This is a genomic window from Nitrospirota bacterium, from assembly GCA_016207885.1.
In the GTDB taxonomy this organism is placed as follows: domain Bacteria; phylum Nitrospirota; class Thermodesulfovibrionia; order UBA6902; family UBA6902; genus JACQZG01.
This window is the reverse complement of the sequence record JACQZE010000005.1, coordinates 281,818-303,322: the sequence shown is the minus strand read 5'-3', so window position 1 is coordinate 303,322 and position 21,505 is coordinate 281,818. Positions and strand designations below refer to the sequence as shown.

17 protein-coding genes and 1 pseudogene are annotated in these 21,505 nt (G+C 47.1%); 9 read left to right on the top strand and 9 right to left on the bottom strand.

The features are described 5' to 3' along the window. The first annotated feature begins 130 nt into the window (after positions 1-130). From HY807_05355 to HY807_05315, 9 genes and pseudogenes are all read left to right on the top strand, one after another. Positions 131-1,189: a PstS family phosphate ABC transporter substrate-binding protein gene (locus tag HY807_05355; GenBank protein ID MBI4825832.1), complete on the top strand. Its 1,059-nt coding sequence runs from the start codon at positions 131-133 to the stop codon at positions 1,187-1,189. 149 nt (positions 1,190-1,338) lie between these two features. Then, positions 1,339-2,721 carry a phosphate ABC transporter permease subunit PstC gene (gene pstC, locus HY807_05350; protein MBI4825831.1) on the top strand — a complete coding sequence of 461 codons (1,383 nt, stop codon included), beginning with the start codon at positions 1,339-1,341 and terminating at the stop codon, positions 2,719-2,721. Then, positions 2,714-4,012, top strand: coding sequence for a phosphate ABC transporter permease PstA (gene pstA, locus HY807_05345; protein MBI4825830.1), 1,299 nt, complete (start codon positions 2,714-2,716; stop codon positions 4,010-4,012). Before pstC ends, pstA begins: the two co-directional genes overlap by 8 nt. Positions 4,013-4,019: 7 nt before the next feature. Beyond that, the gene (locus HY807_05340) at positions 4,020-4,835 is read left to right on the top strand and encodes a phosphate ABC transporter ATP-binding protein (GenBank protein ID MBI4825829.1); all 816 of its coding nucleotides are present in this window, start codon (positions 4,020-4,022) and stop codon (positions 4,833-4,835) included. A 27-nt stretch (positions 4,836-4,862) separates the two neighbouring features. Continuing rightward, positions 4,863-5,525, top strand: a complete 663-nt coding sequence (gene phoU / locus HY807_05335; protein MBI4825828.1) for a phosphate signaling complex protein PhoU — start codon at positions 4,863-4,865, stop codon at positions 5,523-5,525. Then, complete coding sequence (locus HY807_05330; protein ID MBI4825827.1) at positions 5,522-6,826, top strand: tetratricopeptide repeat protein; 1,305 nt, start codon at positions 5,522-5,524, stop codon at positions 6,824-6,826. Before phoU ends, HY807_05330 begins: the two co-directional genes overlap by 4 nt. A 176-nt stretch (positions 6,827-7,002) precedes the next feature. Beyond that, positions 7,003-7,266: pseudogene (locus tag HY807_05325) on the top strand (restriction endonuclease). A gap of 32 nt (positions 7,267-7,298) precedes the next feature. Further along, the gene (locus tag HY807_05320) at positions 7,299-7,811 is read left to right on the top strand and encodes a hypothetical protein (GenBank protein MBI4825826.1); all 513 of its coding nucleotides are present in this window, start codon (positions 7,299-7,301) and stop codon (positions 7,809-7,811) included. Beyond that, positions 7,808-8,650: a DUF3037 domain-containing protein gene (locus HY807_05315; protein MBI4825825.1), complete on the top strand. Its 843-nt coding sequence runs from the start codon at positions 7,808-7,810 to the stop codon at positions 8,648-8,650. Before HY807_05320 ends, HY807_05315 begins: the two co-directional genes overlap by 4 nt. Before the next feature lie 51 nt (positions 8,651-8,701). On the opposite strand, the gene mnmG is transcribed toward HY807_05315, so the two are convergent. From mnmG to dinD, 9 genes are all read right to left on the bottom strand, one after another. After that, the gene (gene mnmG / locus HY807_05310; protein MBI4825824.1) at positions 8,702-10,570 is read right to left on the bottom strand and encodes a tRNA uridine-5-carboxymethylaminomethyl(34) synthesis enzyme MnmG; all 1,869 of its coding nucleotides are present in this window, start codon (positions 10,568-10,570) and stop codon (positions 8,702-8,704) included. Between the two features lie 89 nt (positions 10,571-10,659). After that, positions 10,660-11,556 carry a flippase-like domain-containing protein gene (locus tag HY807_05305; protein ID MBI4825823.1) on the bottom strand — a complete coding sequence of 299 codons (897 nt, stop codon included), beginning with the start codon at positions 11,554-11,556 and terminating at the stop codon, positions 10,660-10,662. Then, positions 11,540-12,484 carry a glycosyltransferase family 2 protein gene (locus HY807_05300; GenBank protein MBI4825822.1) on the bottom strand — a complete coding sequence of 315 codons (945 nt, stop codon included), beginning with the start codon at positions 12,482-12,484 and terminating at the stop codon, positions 11,540-11,542. Before HY807_05300 ends, HY807_05305 begins: the two co-directional genes overlap by 17 nt. Positions 12,485-12,595: 111 nt before the next feature. Next, on the bottom strand, positions 12,596-14,680 hold the full coding sequence (locus HY807_05295) for a glycosyltransferase family 39 protein (GenBank protein MBI4825821.1): 2,085 nt from the start codon (positions 14,678-14,680) through the stop codon (positions 12,596-12,598). 100 nt (positions 14,681-14,780) lie between these two features. Continuing rightward, positions 14,781-15,467, bottom strand: coding sequence for a porin family protein (locus HY807_05290; GenBank protein MBI4825820.1), 687 nt, complete (start codon positions 15,465-15,467; stop codon positions 14,781-14,783). Positions 15,468-15,516: 49 nt separating this feature from the next. Then, positions 15,517-17,313 carry a S8 family serine peptidase gene (locus HY807_05285; protein ID MBI4825819.1) on the bottom strand — a complete coding sequence of 599 codons (1,797 nt, stop codon included), beginning with the start codon at positions 17,311-17,313 and terminating at the stop codon, positions 15,517-15,519. Between the two features lie 209 nt (positions 17,314-17,522). Next, positions 17,523-19,799, bottom strand: coding sequence for a S8 family serine peptidase (locus HY807_05280; GenBank protein MBI4825818.1), 2,277 nt, complete (start codon positions 19,797-19,799; stop codon positions 17,523-17,525). A gap of 40 nt (positions 19,800-19,839) precedes the next feature. Further along, a complete protein-coding gene (gene rsmA / locus HY807_05275; protein MBI4825817.1) occupies positions 19,840-20,598 on the bottom strand; it encodes a ribosomal RNA small subunit methyltransferase A in 759 nt (252 codons plus the stop codon). Continuing rightward, positions 20,595-21,470, bottom strand: a complete 876-nt coding sequence (gene dinD, locus HY807_05270; protein ID MBI4825816.1) for a DNA damage-inducible protein D — start codon at positions 21,468-21,470, stop codon at positions 20,595-20,597. The genes rsmA and dinD overlap by 4 nt, the downstream gene beginning before the upstream one ends. Positions 21,471-21,505: the final 35 nt, after the last annotated feature.

Here is a 21,505-nt window from a genome sequence, read left to right as displayed (position 1 = left end):
TGTCAGCTGGAAGCACAGTAAAGGAGGTGATATGATTAGCGTAACAAGATCTTAACCTGTTTGTAACATTATTGTAACAATCAAGATGGTTACAGTATGTATACTAAAAGTACTATAAAAAGGAGACAATATGAAAACAGTTTTTGGCAAGGCTCTCACAGCAATATCCGCAGCAGTGGCCCTGCTTTTGTCCGCGCTCGGAACTTCGAGCGCCGCAGGCCGTGACTACATCAGCGTAGTCGGATCATCAACCGTATACCCTTTTTCAACTGTGGTTGCCGAGCAGTTCGGTAAAACAACCAGGTATAAAACGCCCAAAATAGAATCAACAGGTTCCGGCGGAGGATTGAAGCTTTTCTGCGCAGGAGTCGGTGTTGAATATCCGGACATTGCCAATTCATCCCGCCGCATTAAATCATCGGAAGTTGAGCTGTGCGCAAAAAACGGGGTAAAAGAAATAACGGAAGTAAAGATAGGTTATGACGGCATCGTCTTTGCCAACTCAAAAAAAGCGCAAAGGATAAAGGTGAGCCGCAAGGACATCTTTCTTGCATTAGCCAAGGACATCCCGTCGGGCGTCGGCGAATCACTTATCCCTAATCCCAACAAGACATGGAAAGACGTTAATCCTTCCCTGCCGAACATCAAGATAGAAGTGCTCGGCCCTCCGCCGACATCCGGCACAAGGGATGCCTTTGCAGAGCTTGCCATGGAAGGCGGGTGCACGGCCTTCGGATGGATAAAGGATTTGGGAAAGAAGGATGAAAAGAGATACAAGGCGATCTGCCATGGAATCCGTGAGGACGGGGCATATGTAGAAGCAGGCGAAAACGATGTGCTGATAGTCAGAAAGCTTGAGGCCAACCCCAATACCTTCGGCGTATTCGGTTTTTCATTCCTTGACCAGAATGCCGACAAGATACAGGGCAGTATAGTAGACGGCGTAGAGCCGGCATTTGAAAACATCGCAGACGGCAAGTACCCTGTTTCAAGGCCGCTTTACTTTTATGTTAAAAAAGCCCATGTCGGCATGATCCCCGGGATCAAGGAATACATCAATGAATTTACCAGCGATAAGGCCTGCGGCGAAAACGGATATCTCATTGACAAGGGGCTTATTCCCATGCCGGACAAAGAAAAAGAGAAATTCAGAAAGGACGGCAAAGACCTGACAGACCTGTCTTTGTAAGTTTAAAGAAGCGATCTGTAATTTCGTTATAAAAGATCAGGTGTTCCGGCAGAGGCGCAGAGTAAAATAAAACTTTGCGCCTCTGCCGCGCCTTTTGTCATTCAGGATCGATTGTTTTTATATTTCATAAATTATAATGGTTATAGCCGATGAATAATTTATCACTTCTATCAGTTGTCGTTGTCCTGTCGGTCTTCGGTTATTTTCTGGGGCGTAAACGTTCTGTTGTTGCAGTAAGCGGTGAGATCAGGAAACTCCATTCCCTGCCCGGATATTACGGCATGTTTGTGGCACTGTGGTGCGGCCTGCCGGCTCTTTTGGTCCTTGCTGTATGGACAGCCTCACAGGCATCGGTTATAACATCACTGGTTGTATCCGGCCTGCCCCATGAATTTCAGTCACTGCCTGCCCAACAACTCTCTCTTGTTATCAACGATATCAGAAATATTGCAGACGGGATCATCGTCAGCGGGACACAGGATCAGGCCCTTTATGCCGCGGCAAAGCATTATAACCGCCTCAAGGTCACAGGGTTTCTGGCCGCCCTGGCAGTGATCTTGTCAGTGTGTATAGCAGGATTGGGGCTTAGTAAAAGACATATCGTCCCCTCGATGCGGGCGCGTGTCAAGGTTGAGCGGACGATCACCGTTCTGATGGTGCTGTGTTCCATGGTTGCCATATTTACAACAGTCGGCATTGTGCTATCTGTTTTATTTGAGTCCATGCGATTTTTCAATCAGATATCTGTTGCCGATTTTCTGTTCGGCCTGAAATGGAGCCCCCAGATGGCAATTCGTTCTGACCAGGTGGGGGCGGCAGGCTCCTTCGGGATAGCGCCGCTTTTGACAGGCACTTTGATGATATCCGGGATCGCCATGTTTGTTGCCGTACCCATAGGGCTTATGTCCGCGATCTATATGTCGGAGTATGCGACCGACAGGGTAAGGACGGTTGCGAAACCTGTCCTGGAGATACTTGCCGGCGTCCCTACCGTTGTGTATGGTTTTTTTGCCGCTTTGACCGTAGCGCCGTTTTTAAGGGATATCGGTGCCGGCATGGGACTGGATGTTTCATCCGAAAGCGCATTGGCTGCCGGCTTGGTCATGGGGATCATGATCATACCTTTTATATCTTCTCTTTCAGACGACGTGATCAATGCCGTGCCCCAAAGCCTGCGTGACGGGTCCATGGGAATAGGCGCAACCAAATCGGAGACGGTCCTGAAGGTCGTCCTTCCCGCAGCTTTGCCGGGGATCGTCGGGAGTATACTGCTCGGGGTATCGCGCGCCATCGGAGAGACAATGATCGTTGTAATGGCTGCCGGCCTCACAGCCAATATGACAGCTAATCCTCTTAATGCGGTGACGACCTTTACCGTTCAGATCGTGACCCTCCTGATAGGCGACCAGGAATTCGACAGCCCGAAGACCCTGGCGGCATTTGCCCTCGGACTGATACTTTTCATCATAACGCTATGCCTGAATATTATCGCTTTATATGTAGTAAGGAGATACAGGGAGCAGTATGAGTAGAGCGGAGCTGAACAGCCACGAAGCCAGGCTGCAATTAATAAAATCAAAGCTGAAATGGCGTTATGCCAAAGAGAATATATTCAGGGCATCAGGGGTCATTGCGATACTATCGGCATTAGCGATGCTGGCAATACTTTTCATATCGATCATCGGGAGCGGATATTCAGCCTTTCAGCAGACATTTATCAGGCTTGAGATCACGTTTGCTCAGGACGTGATCGACCCTGGCCATGGGAAAGACCCGGAGATACTCTCTCAGGCTGATTACGGCGCACTGGTCAAGACAGCCCTGGGCAGCATATTTCCCGACGTATCGGAGAGGCGCGAAAAGCGTGATCTCAACTCCATCGTCAGCTCCGGAGCTGCCTTTCAGTTACGTGAAATGGTCATGGAAGATCCCGGGCTTATCGGGACAACTCAACAGGTATGGCTTCCCGCGGACGACGATGTTGATATGTATATCAAGGGGCATATCAAGATCGAAGCAGAGGGTTCAGGCCGCATTAACGAAAACACGGTGAGGTGGATCAATGCTCTGGCAGAACAGAAATCGCTCAGGAAGAAATTCAATACGGCGTTTTTTACAGGCGGCGACTCCCGCGAACCCGAGCTTGCAGGGATATGGGGCGCGGTGGTGGGCTCATTTTATACAATGATTGTGACCCTGCTGTTGTCATTTCCGCTGGGGGTTGCAACAGCCGTTTACCTTGAGGAGTTCGCGCCCAAGAATATCTGGACGGACATCATCGAGGTGAATATCAATAACCTTGCAGCCGTGCCTTCCATCGTATTCGGCCTGCTCGGGCTTGCGGTATTCCTGAATTTTTTCGGATTGCCCCGTTCTGCGCCACTTGTCGGCGGGCTCGTTCTCACTCTTATGACGCTTCCCACTATAATCATTGCTTCACGCGCATCCCTTCTCGCGGTCCCGCCTTCCATAAGGGCCGGGGCTCTCGGTGTCGGCGCCTCAAGGATGCAGGCGGTTCTGCATCATGTGCTGCCGCTTGCGCTTCCGGGAATGCTGACAGGCACGATCATCGGCATGGCCCGCGCCCTGGGTGAAACAGCGCCGCTGCTTATGATCGGCATGGTGGCCTTCATTGTCGACATCCCTGCGGGCGCATTTGACAAGGCAACCGTACTTCCTGTACAAATATACCTCTGGGCCGACAGTCCGGAAAGGGCCTTTGTCGAGCGCACATCAGCCACAATAATGGTGCTGCTTGCCTTCCTTTTGATAATGAATGCCATAGCGGTTATTCTTCGGAAAAAGTTCGAGCGGAGGTGGTAGAAAAAGCATGGTAATGTCACATGATGATATTTTTGAAACAGTCGGCAGTCCCCTGCTCAACGACGGGAGAATAAAGATCTCCTGCAGAAACGTGAATGTGTATTACGGCGAGAAACGCGCGATCAAGGACGTCAGCGTTGATATAGCGGAAAAAGAGGTCACATCATTTATCGGTCCCTCCGGCTGCGGGAAATCCACCTTCCTCCGCTGCATTAACCGTATGAACGATACGATCAAAGACTGCAGGGTTGAAGGTGAAATTACAATCGACCGGGAAAATATTTATGACAGGAACATGGACCCGGTGCTGCTTCGGGCGCGCATAGGGATGGTCTTTCAGAAACCCAACCCTTTTCCCAAGTCAATTTACAAGAACGTGGCATACGGGCCGAGCATTCACGGGCTGGCACGGAACAAGTCCGAACTCGATGAAATAGTCATTACGAGCCTTGAGAGGGCAGGCCTTTTCAAAGAAGTGAAAGACCAGCTTGACCATCCCGGCACAAGCCTCTCAGGCGGGCAGCAGCAGAGGCTTTGCATCGCGCGCGCCATATCGGTGCATCCGGAGATAATCCTGATGGACGAGCCCTGCTCGGCGCTTGACCCGATCGCTACGGCGAAGATTGAGGAATTGATCAATGAACTGCGCCGGAATTATACGATCATAATAGTGACCCATTCGATGCAGCAGGCTGCGCGCGTGTCCCAGAGGACCGCGTTCTTTCATTTAGGCAGCCTTGTTGAGGTCGATGACACGAACGCGATATTTGTTAATCCCGAACACCGGCTTACGCAGGATTATATTACCGGCCGTTATGGATAATTACTTTTTAACCGGGAGGTTTGGATAATGACCGTCAGAATACAGGAGTTGGAACATCTCAAAGATATGCTGCTGAAGATGGCATCGCTCGTTGAAGCAGCCATCGGGGACTCTGTCAGATCGCTTGTAGACAGGGATTCAGGGCTTGCGTATCAGGTAATAGAGAAGGACAGGGATATCAACCGGTATGACGTTGCGATCGACGAGGAGTGTATAAGGCTTCTCGCGCTCAAGCAGCCGATGGGCAAGGATCTCCGCTTCATAACAACAGCGATGAAGATAACCACGGATATGGAGAGGATAGCTGATAACGCGGTCAATGTCGCCGAGAGGGCGGTTGAACTGAACAAAGAGCCGGTGCTGAAGCCCTATATAGACATACCGCGCATGTCACGAATAGCGCAGCGCATGGTGATTGATACGATCAACGCCTTTGTGAGCGAGAACACATCTCTTGCAAAGGATGTCATCATGCGTGATGACGAGGTGGATGACCTTAACAGCGCGGTATGTGAAGAGCTTATGGAGATGATGATCCGCGACCCTTCCACAATAACGCGGGTGGTCAAGGTGACCTATGTTTCAAAATATCTTGAGAGGATCGCTGACCACGCGACAAACATCGCCGAGGATGTCATATACATGGTTGAAGGCAAGATCATACGGCATATGGAGCCGGGCAAACTGTGATCTTCAGATGTGTTATTCTGTTGCTGCTGCTCCTGCCTTCTCTCTCTTTTGCCGACAGCAAAAAGGTCTTCAGCGAGAACAGCAGGTCTATCGTGCTGGTCAAGGCATACAGCGATAAAGGCGAAGACCTCACCGAAGGCACTGGATTTTTTGCAAGCGCTGACGGCGCGATAGTTACGAATTATCATGTGATAGGCATCGCTGATAAGGTCAGGGTTTGGTCGGGCAGCAGGGAGCTTCAGGTTGAAGGCGTAATTTATGCTGACAAGGAGAATGACCTCGTTATTCTCAAGGCAAAAGGCAGCAGCTTTCCGGCGGTCAGATTTGCGGATGCCGGAAAAATAAATAGCAAAGATCAGGTCTATCTTATCAGCGCTTCAACCGAAGCCGGGAACACGATCCATGAAGGTGTTTTTGATGGATATAGGACAACGCCGTCCGGGACAAAGGCCATTCATATCACCGCGCCTGCTTCGCACGGAGAGAGCGGCAGCCCTGTATTCACTAAAGACGGAGCGGTCATCGGCATCGTAACCTTTCTCATTAAAAGGGCAGAGCGTATCATCCTTGCGATGCCTGCGTCTCTCATAACAGAAAAGATATCAGACAGGAATATCGCTTCTCTCGACAAGACGATCAAAAACTATAAGAAGACCGCGGACTACTGGTTTTACTTAGGCTATTTTCTTATTCAGGTAAAGGCGGACAAAGAGGCTGCACAGGTCTTAAGAGAGGCGATACGCCTGAAGCCCGGTTTTGCCGAGGCGCATTATTATTTAGGCATAGCCTGTGAAAAGTTAGACAGAAATAAAGAGGCGATCAAAGCATACAAAGAGGCTGTCAGATTGTCGCCTGATTTTACTGACGCGCACTTCAGCCTCGGTGTCATATACGGCAAGAAGGGCATGTACAAAGAATCGCTGGACGCGCTGAAGCAGGCGATAAGGCTGGATAATGATTTCCCTGATGCATATTATTACATGGGCATCGCATACGCTAATCTTGGGATGTTCAAGGAAGGTATCGAGGCCAACAAGCAGGCAGTCAAGCTGAAGCCGGATTTTGCGGATGCCTATTACAACCTCGGAATCGCCAATCAAAAAACAGGGAACTATAAAGATGCGATATCTTCACTGCAGCAGGCTGTGAAGCTTAAACCGGGTTTTGCCGAGGCGCATTACTATCTCGGAATATTATATTTGACCTCGAACAACAAGACCGCAGCAATTGAAAGTCATAATATCCTGAAGGTGCTGAACAAGGAATTGGCAGGGAAGTTATTTAAGTTGATATACGGATAAATTCTGCGCAATTAGCAACAATTTTCAGTTGTCCGATTTTTTCGGACATCTCAAACGAACATTCTGAAATCAACGATTCATCGATTTTATCTTTTAACTTTCTGCTTATAGTTTTATAATAGCGGGAACTTACAGGGAATAACATAATTATGGCAGTTGAACTCACATAAATTAATATGAGTAAAAAAGACCTTTCTGAAAGAGATATCTGCACAAAATATATCACTCCAGCTATTACCAAGTCTGGCTGGGATGTTCAGAAACAGATACATGAAGAGGTGTCTTTTACTGATGGCCGTATTTATGTCAGGGGGCATTTGACCGCTCGTGGCAAAAAGAAGCGTGCTGGTTATATTCTGTACTATAAACCCAATATCCCGATAGCTATTATTGATGAGGCTAAAGATAATACTCACACAGTCGGCGCTGGGATGCAGCAGACGGTTTTGCAGGGGGCATTTGGGAAGAGTTAATGGATAATATGGCTATCCCATACCTACATGCCAGTTCTTATCAAAGACGAATGACATCAGGCCGGACTCGTCCATGCCTTTTCTTTTGTGAAGATGCAGATGGTGAAATAATCGGTGAATATGTCGTCAAGCTGAGAGCCGGGGTAGTCAATACGGAGGTAGGGCTTTTTTCTGAACTAATGGCATCTCAACTTGCAGGATTCCTTAATATTCCAACGCCTGAACCTGCGATAATTATTGTAAATCCAGAGCTGGCAGATATAATCAAAGACCCACAGCTTGAAAGCGATATCAGGAGTAGCTCAGGTCATAATTTTGGCAGCAAAGTCATTACTGGAGGTTTGTTTACATGGCCTATTGGAGAAGCAATTCCTCAATCACTCAAGCAGGTAGCAAGTGAAGTATTTGCTTTCGATGCCATGATTCAGATGCCTAAAATAACTAATCACCTGATTGGCATCTCAAACCATGTTAATGAATTCATTGATGAAGTAAGGAGGATATTGCAATGAAAACACCTTATACTTTTTCGATATTAAGATATGTTCATGATATTGTGACTGGAGAATTTGTCAACGTAGGTGTCATATTGTTTGCACCCAAGGCAAAGTATCTGAGCGCTTCATGTACTACACGATACAGCCGTATATCGAAGATTTTCTCGAACTTTGATAGTGAGCACTTCCGCAAGAGCGTCAGATATATTCAGGCAACAATTGAAGAAGAAGGGGAAAGGCTGATAAACGAGCTTCCATTTAATGAATCACCAACCAGTGCCAAAGGTTTTGCTGCGCAGATATTGCCAATAGATGATAGCTCATTACAGTTTTCACCTGAAGGATACGGATTAACAGATAAGCCAGAAAAAACATTGGAACAAATCTTCACCCGTTACGTTGATAAATATTATGAAAAAGCCGAACGTGCCAGCAGAACTGATGATGATGTCTGGAGAGTCTATAAAAAGCCTTTTGAAGAAAAGAGAATCCTGCACTATTTAGAGTCGCATAAAATTATTGGCAGCAATTATGAACATGAATTCCATTATTCGTGGAAGAATGAAAAATGGCATATAAATGAACCTATTTCTTTTGATTTAATAGATTCAAATGAGGTAATTGATAAGGCTCACAAGTGGTTGGGCAGGCTTGAAAGCCTTTATGATGGTGGAGAACCTTTTGCGTTTAATGTACTGCTTGGAAGTCCGCGTGATTCAATGGTTAGATCAGCATATGATAAGGCACAAAACATATTGCACAAAATGCCGTGCAACCACTCTTTTATCAAAGAAGAAGAAGCAGATGATTTTGCTGAAAATCTGAGAAAAGAAATAGAAGCTCACACTCAATAATAAATTACGATAAATTCAGCAAGTAACATTGGAAGTCGGACTTCCATAATTTTACCTATTTCGCCTCATATCCCTCTCAACCGCCACCATCAAAAGCGATATCGCAGCAGGTGTGACGCCGGGGATCCTGCCTGCCTGTCCGAGGTTGAGCGGTTTTATCTCTTCGAGCTTGCCGACTACTTCGTTTGACAGCCCTGGTATTCCTCTATATACAAAACCTTCAGGTATCTTTACCATCTCTATCTTCTTTAATCTTTCAGCAAGTTCGGCCTGGCGTTTTATATAACCTATGTATTTTGTCTGTATCTCTACCTGATTGATAATGTCAGGAGAGAGCTCATCTTTCCGCGGAGATATTTTTTCGATATCAGAATACTCCACCTCCGGCCTCTTGAGAAGTTGGTAAAGGCTGACATCCTCTTTTATCTCTGTGCTTTTGAGACTGTTCAGAACCGGATTTGCTTCCTGCGGTTTGACTCTTGTGTGCTTCAATCTTTTTATCTCAGCCTTTGTCGCTTCCTTTTTGTAATGAAGCAGGTCAAGGCTCTCTTTGTTTATAAGCCCGATGTCATGCCCCTTTTCCATGAGGCGCAGGTCTGCGTTGTCCTGTCTTAAGAGCAGCCGGTATTCAGCCCTTGAGGTGAACATCCTGTATGGCTCTTTTGTCCCTTTTGTAACAAGGTCATCTATCAGCACGCCGATGTACGCCTCATCCCTGCTGAGGATCATCGGGTCTTTGCCCTTTATCTTGAGCGCGGCGTTTATGCCTGCCATCAGTCCCTGTGCCGCAGCCTCTTCATAGCCTGATGTGCCGTTTATCTGTCCGGCTAAAAAGAGGCCATCTATCAACTTTGTCTCAAGCGATGGAAGGAGCTGTGTGGGATAAACATAATCGTATTCGATCGCGTATCCGAATTTGGTTATCTTTGCGTTCTCAAGCCCGGCGATGCTCTTAACGAACTTTGTCTGAGCATCTTCTGAAAGGCTCGTTGATATGCCGTTTGCGTAATACTCATCCACATCCAGTCCCTCAGGCTCAAGAAAGACCTGATGCCTCTCTCTCTCTTTGAACCGCACAACCTTGTCTTCAATAGAAGGGCAGTATCTCGGGCCGACCCCTTTTATAACACCGCTGTATAGAGGCGAGTCATGGAGGTTGTTGAGGATGATCTCATGTGTCTCTTTATTTGTGTATGTCATATAGCACGGAAGCTGCGGGTTGGTTATCTCTTTTGTAAATATCGAGATGCGCGGCAGAGGCCTATCGCCGTCCTGTATTGTCATGACCGAGAGGTCAACGCCTTTATGCGCGAGGCGCGGCGGTGTGCCTGTCTTGAGCCGCCCAAGTTTTAATCCCATATCAGCAAGGCTCTCTGAAACCCCTAATGAAGGCGGCTCTCCAACTCTGCCTGCAGGATAATTCTTCAGCCCGATATGTATGAGGCCGTTAAGAAATGTGCCGGTCGTGATGATAACTGCCTTTGCAAGGTATTCGCCGAAAGGGGTCTTGATGCCGAGGATCTTTCCGTCTTCAGAGAGGATTTTATCAACCGTCTCTTCTATTATCTCAAGCCTTTCTTGTGTTGCTACAGCTTCCAAAGCATATTTTCTATAGAGCGCGCGGTCGCACTGAACTCTTGTTGCCCAGACAGCAGGGCCTTTGCTCTTATTAAGTATCTTAAATTGTATGCCAGCCTTGTCGGTTATCTTTGCCATCTCGCCGCCTAACGCGTCTATCTCCCGGACAAGATGGCTTTTTGCCAATCCGCCTATTGCAGGGTTGCATGACATCTGGCCGATCGTCTTTGCGCTCATTGTAAAGAGGGCGACGCTCAGGCCCATCCTTGCTGAAGCAAGCGACGCCTCAATGCCGGCATGTCCTCCGCCGATGACTATGATGTCGAAGTTAGTTTTTTTCATTAAAATTATTTATTAGAAACACACCCCTCAATCCTGCTTAAGGCACCTACTGTTGGCTCTTGATAGAGGGGAAGAAGTCATTTAACCCTTCACTTAATTTTCGGCTTACTGAGCCTGAAGAATTCTAGCCCGCCTAACAGGCTGACTATGCTCATATTAATGAAGATAAGGAGCGAAAGGCTGAGCGCCTCAACCTCTGTCAGTCCTGCCTTTGTGAATAGGATGAGGAAGCCTGCCTCCCTGATACCCAATCCGGCTACCGACAAAGGTACGGCGGTGGCAACGGTTATAAGCGGGATGAATAAAAAGAAGTATATGATATGCAGGTCAAATCCAAGCGACAGGGATAATATGTAGAAGGAAGTTATTACGACAGATTGAATTATCAATCCTAAAAAAAGCCCTTTGAAGATGACATCACTTTTTTTCTTGAACTCCATAAGCGGCTTGTGAAATGTGCTGAGGAATTTTATCTTTCCCCAGTTGATATTCCAGAAGAAGAAGCTTGCGGATATAAAGGTTCCGCAGAAGATGGGGACAAGCCAGAATAATTTAGTCCCTTCCAGATAATTATGCCCGAAGATGAATGCTATGAAGCCGATGATAGCAAGCGCAGTAAGCCCCATATACCTGTCCATGAATACGGATGCAAGTGAGGCTCCGACCTCGCATCTTTCCTTATAAAGATAATACGCTTTCACCGCGTCTCCTCCTACAAGGCCGGGCAGAAATGTATTAAAGAAAGCGCCGATGAAATAGAGTGACGCAAGCCGGGAGTATTTTACAAAAGGAGGGAGGAAGAGCGACCATCTCTTTGCTGATATGAAAATTGAGCTTGTATATACCGCAAATCCCGCAAAAAATATAGCAAGGTTTGTCTGCTTCAGTGCAGCGAGGATATTTTGGATATCAACTTTTGAAAAGAAGAGATAGAGAAGCGTTAAGCTGACAAGGAGTTTAAGCCCGAAACTAAGAACCTTCTTCAATTTCAGAGTTCCTCAGTGTGTATATCGGCTTCTTCTGGCTCTCATGATAGACCCTTACGAGCAGTTCGCCGAGAAGCCCCATGCCTATCAGTTGTATCCCGACAATGATGAGCAGTATTCCGAGGAGAAGGAGCGGCCTGCCGCCTATGGCCTGTCCTGACAGCTTTATGATCGTGAGGTAAAGAGAGATTATCACGCCTGTGGCGCAGGACAAAAGTCCCCACGGCCCGAACGCCTGAAGCGGTTTTGTTGAGAAGCTCTGGAGGAATTTAACGGTGATGAGGTCGAGGATGACATTCATCGTCCTTCCTATCCCGTATTTGGATGTGCCGTATTTCCTCGGGTGATGCGTGGTCTCAACCTCGGCTATCTTCACACCGTACCAGCTTGCAACCGCAGGGATAAACCTGTGCATCTCTCCATAGAGGTTTATATTCTTCACAACATCCGCCTTATATGCTTTAAGACTGCATCCGTAATCATGGAGCTTAACGCCAGTCACCCAGCTTATAAGCCGGTTTGCCATGACAGAGGGAAGCCTTCGTGATATGAGCTTGTCTTTTCTGTTGCGCCTCCATCCGCTCACTATGTCATATTCGCCGATGAGGGATAGGAGCTTTGGAATATCTTTCGGGTCGTTCTGAAGGTCGCCGTCTATAGTGACTATCACGTCGCCTTTTGCATAGTCAAACCCTGCGGCGAACGCGGCTGTCTGGCCGAAGTTGCGGCGAAAGCTTAACGGTTTAACATTGCCGTCTTTTTTGGCGAGCTCTTTTATCAGGCTCATCGTCCTGTCAGTGCTTCCGTCATCAATGAATATCAGCTCATACGCCTTACCGCCGGCGTCCATGGCAGACTTGAGCGATGAGTAAAGATGCGGTATGCTCTCTTCTTCGTTGTAAAGCGGAACAACTATTGATACGAACAAAATATCTCCTTGATAGACTATCTGTCATTCCGGCTTGTCCGGAATCTGTTTTTTCACTTATATAAAGATAGATTCCGGACAAGCCGGAATGACGTATGGTGAAACAGAATCTTAATAGCTCTCAAAATCATTCTTCTGTAATCCTCTGAAATTATAACATTTGAAAATAACATATTTTCTCAGGACGTTTTTATCTTTTCTGTAAACCGTGAATATCTCTTTCTCAAAATGGCCAAAGGCATCTTTCAGTTCATGAGGGAAGTTCTCATCTCCATCTCTGACAAATACTGCGTCATACCCTGTAAGGCTTTCAAATCCCTCCCACATGTCATACTGGTTCATCCTCCTGCCGAGGTTTGCATTATACGTAACGGGGTGTGATTTCATGTAGAAGGCAAGTTCGCCTGAGACCTGGTACTTGTCGGAAAAGATAAAGACCCCTCTCTCTGCTGAAGAGCGCATATCATCATATATCTCATCTGTCTTGACGCCGAGTTCTTTCCATCCCTGAAGCCTTGAGGCCGGATCCTGCTTGACAGGCAGTTTTATAAGAGACGGATAATATGTGACAACAGCAAAGATGAGCAGAATCAATAGTGAGCTTGCCATTAATATTTTGAGCCCTTTATCGCGCATATCTTTATTTAAGAAATAATCCGCAGATGCGATGAATGCGGTTATGTAAGCGTGCATAGCCCAGTTCGCCTGCACCTTTCCCTGTAGGCTCTTTATTAAAAAGAAGGCGAGAACAGGGAACCAGAACCAGAAGAGGAAGCGCAGGTTCTGGACAGCCTTAAATGACCACCTGTTCTTTACAGCCCCATACATCATCATAAGGAATACAAGAGGGCTTATCACGCCTAACTGTGAACCGATAAAATCAAAAAAGTATTTGAGTGATATTTTAAAGCCTTCTGAAATATGCGCCTGTCCGGCTGTATGTTTTAATGTGACCCAATCATGTCCCGCATTCCAGATAATGACGGGGCTGAAGACAAGAAGGCTGACAATCAAGGCGATATACGGTTCTTTTCTGCTGAACCATCTCCGCTCTTCTTTTGAGAAGATGAGAAAGAAGAAGCCGCAGATATAGAAGAATGCCATTGTATATTTTGTAAGCAGGCCGAGGCCGATACTGATGCCGAGAAGGATCCAGACCCATCCGGAACTTTCTTCAAATCCCCCCTTGCCCCCCTTTTCTAAAGGGGGGGTGGGGGGATTATTCCCTATGCCTTGTCCACTTACAGCCTTCCAGAAGAGATAGAGCGAGAGCGTCCAGAAGAAGATGAAAGGAGAATCAATCGTCATCAATATGCCGTAGGCTGAAAATAACGGAGTTAACTGGATCAGCAGAGCTGTTACGCATGCCTTGATCTCTTTCTTCTCATCATTATGAAAGAGATCCATCGTCAGGAGATAAACGAAGATGGAGCTGAAGCCCAGAAATAACGGAGCAAAGAACCTCACGCCGAGAAGACTGTCCCCCATCATCCATGTAGTAGCGCCGATGAGCCAGGCTATCATCGGGCCTTTTGAGTAATAGCTCATGTCAAGCCTTCTTGCCCACTCCCAGTAGTGCGCCTCGTCAGGGCTCAGGTCAAGCGGGCCTGTCACTATATAGTAATAACGGAAGAAGGTCAGGGCGATCAGGGATGCAATGAATATCGTTAGGGCAGGTTTTTCTTTATAACCTTTGGCAAACCATTGTTGAAGGTCGATTATCACCCATGCTGTCACGCCTCCCCATATCGCCCCGGCTAATACATCGGAAGGATAATGAGCGCCGATATAAATTCTGGAGAAGGCGACGAGTATGGCTAACGTAAAAGTTAAGAAAGCCGTCCGCCTGAAGAAATGCGAAAACACGGCCGCTATCGCAAATGAGTTGACCGCGTGGCCGGAGGGAAATGAGAAGGAACTGCCGCAGGCGGTCAGGAGCCTGACGCCTTCAAGGGCATGGCACGGCCTCGGCCTTTCAAAAAGATGTTTGAGTATGTTTGCGCTCGAATCGCCAAGTGCAAATGCCAGAACGCAGAGAGAGAGGACAAAGAGCGTTCTCTTCCTCTCTTTGGAAAATTCATAACCGACTATCAGAAGGAAAGGCAGATAAGACCTGTTAGAGATAAAGGGCATTATAAGGTCAAAGAAGCCGTTCTGCAGGGCCTTGTTTATAAAGAAGAAGAGGGATGTATCCATCGGATAATTTTATATGGAAAGAGAGACAATGTAAACAAAGCGGGGCTGCCGTCATTTATAACGGCAGCCCCGCTAAATAGTCAGAGTAAATGGAGCTGTTTTAGTAATGCCACCTCATACCGGCAAAGAATATGCTTCCGCCGACATCAAGGTCGTGCTTTGAATCGGAAGAGGACATTGCGTCAAGAACCTTCTTGTCAGCGTTATCTACCGTAACCCAGGTGTGCCTGTATTCGGCAAAGATACTTACAGGGGTGCCTGTGTCGCCATTGTCAAAGAACCAGTCGATACCGGCAAGGCCGTGGAACCCTAAGGAGTTGGCGGTCTCACTCTCATTAAAGACAGCCGGGCTTGTGTCTGCGTAATCAAAGTCTACCCATGTGTGGTAAAGGTCGAAACCGCCGCCTGCGTAAGCCTCGAAAGCGCTGTTGAGAGGGATATGGAATTTCAAGCCCGGAGCGATGTAAAGGTTATCGATGCTGATCTTGGAGTCATCTCCGGCAGAGAAAACGTCGCTGTATGTGGATTTTGAGCTGTTGAAGCCCACGGGGATCTCTATTCCTATATTAGGCGTGATCATTCTTTCATATGAAAGCTCGAACGCAGGGCTGTTATAGTCAGAGGCTTCAGCTTTCCAGTAATCCATAAAGTCGCTGTCAGGATAAACATGCCCTCCGATCTTTAAGGCGATGTTGTTATCCCTGGATGATTGGCCCGCCTGCTGCGCGTAACCCTGGCTGCAGATAAGAAGTAAAGCTGACAATGCAATAAAAATAGTCTTTTTCATGATACTGAACTCTCCTTTTTTTAGATTTTAGGTTTAATGGCCTGATCGATTAACCGGCAACAGGCCTTGTTTTTCTATTCCATATCATAACAGCCAGAACAACCAGCGCCAGAAGGAACGCAAAAGGATATTTAACGCAGTAAACAACAGGCGTAAGTATCATCCTTGAAACAAACATTAAAGACCTGTGGCGTGATATGAAATCAGCTGCCGGAGGCGAATACGTGTAATACACCTTGACAAATCTTCTTCCTAATGAATTTGTCAGCAGGTGCATGTCCCTGAACTTCTTCAGCACCTCAACTTCAGGCGCGAGGTAGCTGCCGTACGCTGCGGTTGCTATGAAGCATCCGCCGCTCCCGCCGCCGCTTGAATTCAGTGAAGGTTCAAGCGAATCTATACCTAACGCGTCTCCAATCTGTATCCTTCTCTCTTCAGTCATCGGGCCTGAACAGACAGGGTCTTTATCGCTGGTGGTGACAAATGCGCCTGTGGATGAGAGGGTATTCAGTACCGCGTCCACTGTTGCGGCAGGGTTCTCCTCCTTAAAAACAGCCCATGTGCCCGCGACATGCGGCGCTGCCATTGATGTGCCGCTCCATTGGGCGTAGCTGCTGTCAGACGCTCCTGTTGAGGAATTTACATCAACGCCCGGCGCCCAGAGGTCCATAAGGCCGGGATGCCAGTTTGAGAACCATGCCTCAGCATTATTATCGGTAACAGCGCCTACTGCGATGGCGGATGAGACACATGCCGGCGCGGAAACTGCGTCGCAGAAGCCGTCATTCCCTGAAGCGATGATGGTTGCTATATCAGCGCTGCGGAGGTTGTCTATTGCCATTTTGAATTCAGCATTTTCAGTGTCACATGCGGTCTGATCAGAGTAAGCCTCACCCCCGAGGCTCATATTTACGGCAGCTATGCTGTAGCTGCTTCTGAGAGTGTACACATATTCGAGCCCTTTGATGACATCGGAATTAAAAGCCAGGACACAGTAGTCAAATCCCAGGCATATGTCCTGCCCGGAAAAGCGTGAGAAGACCTGTATATCAATTATGTCAGAGTCTTTGGCAACTCCCTTAAGAATGGGGGAATTTCCCGTGGCGATGCCTGCTACATGTGTGCCGTGGTCATAGCCGTAGAAATTGTCTGGTTGATGCACTGCCGCGCCTGAGGCGATCATCTCATTCAGGCCGTTAGGGCAGTGCCCTCTGGTATCAGAGAGTTCCTGGCCGTTGGCAAAACATGCCTCTACAATATTCTTGCCTGCGAACATCTGATGGCTCGACCTGATCCCTGTATCAAGAATAGCAACATACCATCCCTCACCTGTATATCCGGCTGCCCATGCCGCGTCTGCTCCTATTATGTTGACCGTGTTGTTAAGCGTTGTTTTTACAATACGATCCTCAGATATCCTTGTCACATTCGGGTCAGCCTCCAATGCTATAAGCCCGTCCAGTGAGACGCTCATCGCAAGCAGGGGAAGGGTTGAATATGTATGGGTCACATTGTATGCGGCAGAATAACCGCCCAATTGGGAAAAGACCTTATCGGCAGTGGCGTTTATCTGGGCGGACAGTGCGATGTCTTCATCAGGAACACCGAAAGTGCTCTGCCCCGGCCTGATCGTCTTGATGCCGGTTGAGGATCTTGTCAGGGAATTGATACCGGGAACATCGAGCGTCACAAGGATCTTTGCATAACCCTGGCTCTGGATGGTTGATACAATCGCGTTCCTGTTCAGGGTCTTTCCCGCGTCCGCGCTGCTCTCGCTGGCCGCGTAACTTGCAGAGATAAAAAAGCATAACAGTATGGCCTGTAATATTTTGCTCTTATTAAACATGACGGTTCTCCTCTGTTTATGTTTTTTAATTATCTTAATTTAAGGGCATGCTTTTACCTAAGATTATACTCGAAATGTCTTCAGAATGCGCAAGTTTTTTTATCGCCGCAAAAGCATTGAGAGGCGGTCTTTGTTCGTCACTTACCCATGGATTTACCCTGACATTTTCATAAATCTTATCAGCTTATCGGGGTGACTGCAAGTTCTGGTCAGGAAAGAGGCTCTTTTCCGGCTTTACGCAGAAGAATTGTTATTAGCAGCAGAATTGAAAAAAAGAATATGGATGAGGCAAGAGGGTGTTTTACGGTCAATATGACAGGAAGCAGGAAGGCCCTTGTAATCAACTTCAACCCTTCGTTTTCTTTAATATAATCAGCCAGAGTAGGCGAGTATCTGTAGTAGAGTTTTACAAAGTTCCTACCTAAAGCATTTGTAAGCAGATGCCTGTCCCTGAACTGTTTTAAGACCTCGACCTCAGGCGCGAGATAACTTCCATATGCAGCGGTTGCTATGAAGCATCCGCCGCCACCACCGCCGCCGCTCCCGCCGCCTGTGCCCACGGTTACCTCAGCAGCCTGAACAGCTTTAAATGCATTCAATCTCCCATCTGTCAGGACTTTGTTGTTAAGGCCTGCAACAACATCCACATTATTCAGGATAATATCCTTCACCTGAAGATTCGTCAGGTTAGGATTGACCGCGAGTATAAGCCCTGCAACTCCTGAGACATGAGGCGTTGCCATTGATGTTCCGCTGTAATTATAGTAATCATGCCCGCTTATCGTTATATCTCTGATCTCAAGCTTCACATTGTCGATATTTACACCGGTACAACTGGGACATAAAATATTATCTTCATCTGTGTCCATTCCAAAACCAAAGCAGAATTTATCATAAGTTTCGGCAACTGGCGTGAGATCGACAGCATCGGATGTAAAATTAACAGGCGCGGAAGTCCTGTAATCTATCCAGTCCCAATGATTGTTGTCACAGACTCCGCTGCTGTCAGCAAAGGTGTATTTTATATCGAGGAAATCATATCCATACTCCAGAGTTCCCTTCCAGTCAAAAGAGAGCGTGTAGCGCTTCTCTTTCTGTGAGGTTATCGAGGTCATGTACCCTGCTGTTGAGATGGTGTTGCTCTGATAAACAGCTCCGGGGCTGTCATCAAGGCTGTTGCTTCCGCTGACACCTGTTCCGGCAGTCACTGCCCAGGTGGAATTTGTGCCGAATCTGTTCCATCCTAAAAGGGGAAGGGATCCTGTTGAACCCTCAAAACCCTCCTGCCCTCCTACGGTTGGATATATCGTGACAGGATTTTCGTCGGTGTATAAAGGTATTGTGCTGTATATGCTTACGCCAGGCGCTCCGAGGTCAACAGTTGTGGGGCCGTAACTCGAAAAGGACGCGAGTGCGTCTTTATTGTCTGTGGCTGCTACAGCTATTATGTTATCGCTGTTGTAACTCGCAGGATATGTAGGGCTTGTGTCATTGCTTCTGCTTGTGTTTCCGGCTGCAAAGACAAATAAAACATCTGACCCATATATCTCTATCGTATCTTCAAGAGAATGAGAAAAACCGCCGCCGCCCCAGCTGTTGTTGATTATTCTTGCGCCGTTGTCAACTGCATACTGGATAGCGAGTATCGCGTCGGAAGTTGTGCCGCTTCCGCTTAAGCCCAGGAAACGGAGAGGCATTATCTTCGCGTTCCACATAACGCCGGTTACTCCTTGAGTGTTATTGCCCTGCGCAGCTATCGTGCCGGCGACATGTGTGCCATGCTCATTAAGGTCAAAAGGAGAGCCGTCATTATCAACAAAGTCCCAGCCGCGGCAATCATCTGTATAGTTGTTGCTGTCATTGTCAATACCATCTCCGCATTCACCGCAATCATCTATAAAACCGTCGCTGTTATTGTCAATACCGTCAGTGCAGTTGTTGTTCGCCATTTCAGCATTATTTGTCCAGATATTATTAGAGAAATCAGGATGATTATACGCAACGCCTGTATCCACTACAGCGATGATAATGCTGTCTGAGCCTTTAGTTACATCCCATGCCTCAGGAGCGTCAATGTCAGCGTCAGGCGTTCCAACCACTCCGCCGACAGTCTGTCCCGTATTATTCAGCCCCCATTGCTGGTTGAATGATGTGTCATTCGGAGTAACTGCAAGCGCATGCACAATATAGTTCGGCTCTGCGTACTCGACATTCGGGTCTTCTTTATATTTCTTCACCGCGTCTTCAACAGATATTCCAGCAGGAAGTTTCATGTGATGTATCTTGAGCTTGGTGAATTCTCTTTTTTGGGTAGCTTTCAGTACAGAGTGAACATTCTGCATACTCCTGACATCTGCGCTGTCTCTGAATTTTACGAGCACTTCTCCGGGAGCATACTCAGGTTCAGCAGCAAAGACATTATTATATGTAAGGCTGGTGATAGCAAGGATAATTAAGGCAAGGAGAGACAGCACGGATTTTTTCATTATTTTATTATAGCATTGCATCTTCTAATGAAGAAACAGCTTATGCCAAAGCATCAGAAAGCCGTGCAAAGTCTTCAATGCCGAGGACTTCAGGCCTGAGCTTCGCGCCTATGCCGGACTTATCAAGCGCATCCTTTATCCCTTCAAACTTCTTAAGGCCGTTAAGTATAGTCTTTCTCCTCTGTGAAAATGCGGCACGGACTACCTTCAAAAAGAGTTCTTCATCCTTCATCATGAATCTGGGCTTTGATGACACATTGAAATGAAGCACTGCTGAATCAACCTTTGGCGGAGGGGAGAAGGCCTTTTTTGAGACACTGAATTTCAATACAGGTTCTGTATACAGCTGAGTTGTAATAGAGAGAACGCCGTAGTCTTTTGTGCCCGGTGCTGCTGTTATCCTCTTTGCGACCTCTTTCTGCATCAGCAGCGTCATGGACGGCATCTTATCTTTATACTCAAGCAGTTTAAAGATAATAGGGGTGGTGATGTAGTACGGGATATTGGCAACGACCTTGAAATTTCCCTTGATATCTTCATACGGGAATTTAAGCGCGTCACCCTGAACTATCTCTACGTTCTTTCTATCTGCAAGTTCGTCTGTGAGCCTCTCGATCAGCCTCTTGTCAAACTCTATGGCTATTACCTTCTTAGCCCTATCCGAAAGTATCCCTGTCAGCCTGCCAAGCCCCGGGCCTATCTCAACGACCGTATCTTCATCCGTAACGCCGCTGCAGTCAACTATCTTGTTCAAGATATTCGGGTCGAATAAAAAATGCTGTCCAAAGGGGCGTTTCATACCTCTTCCGATTTGCCTATCAATCCTTTTGCATCTTTTTCTTCCAATTCCAGTTTAGGGATAGCGCTTTTTACACGTTTTTTGACCTGCTTAATATGTTCAGCAGGGGGAAGATGTTCAGGTGGTGTTCCGCCGATTCGTTTGATTGCTTCTCTAACTTCTTTGCCGACATTTTCATGTGTTCTTATAGCTGTCTGTTGTTCCTTTATCCGTTCACGTGCAAGCTTATCGCGCGTCTGCGTCATACGGAATTGGTTTGCCGCTAACTCGGTGCTATCCATGCGGTCCATGAGATTTTCTTTTTCAGGTATTCTCTTTTGTTTCTTTATCGCATCCCTGCCAAGCCCTCCATACATGCCTTTATATCCGGCATCATGGAAAATCCCGAACATTCTGTCATGCACTCCTGCATCACGCGCCGCGCCTGACAGTGCCTTGAATTCTTCGGCAGTCTGTTTGCGAAGTTCCAAGCGCTCAATATCTGCGGCAATTGCATCTGATATTTCCTGCTTGCGGGCTTGTATAGCAAAATACTTCTGAGCATTAGCAATTTCGATCTTGCGCGGATCACCATTCTGAGCAATAAGATAACAGGCAAAACGTGAAAGATTATAGTCGGGTACTTCCCTGCTCCCACCTTTCCCGATATCGATCATTTTGCCAACGCCGGCAAAATGATACAAAGATTCATTTCCTGATTGTTTACAAGACGTTATGGCTCTGTTTATGGCGTTCTCAAAGCGCCGCCACTGACTGTACCCTAAAAGAGGCTGAAGATCCCTTGCACTCCAATATTCAGCTCCATGTTCATTTGCTTTCTTCAGGTCTTCAAAAGACTTACTTCCCATTGGCACTAATTTTTTATTTGACATGCTCACCTCCTAAAACAAAGGGTCAATATCATTCA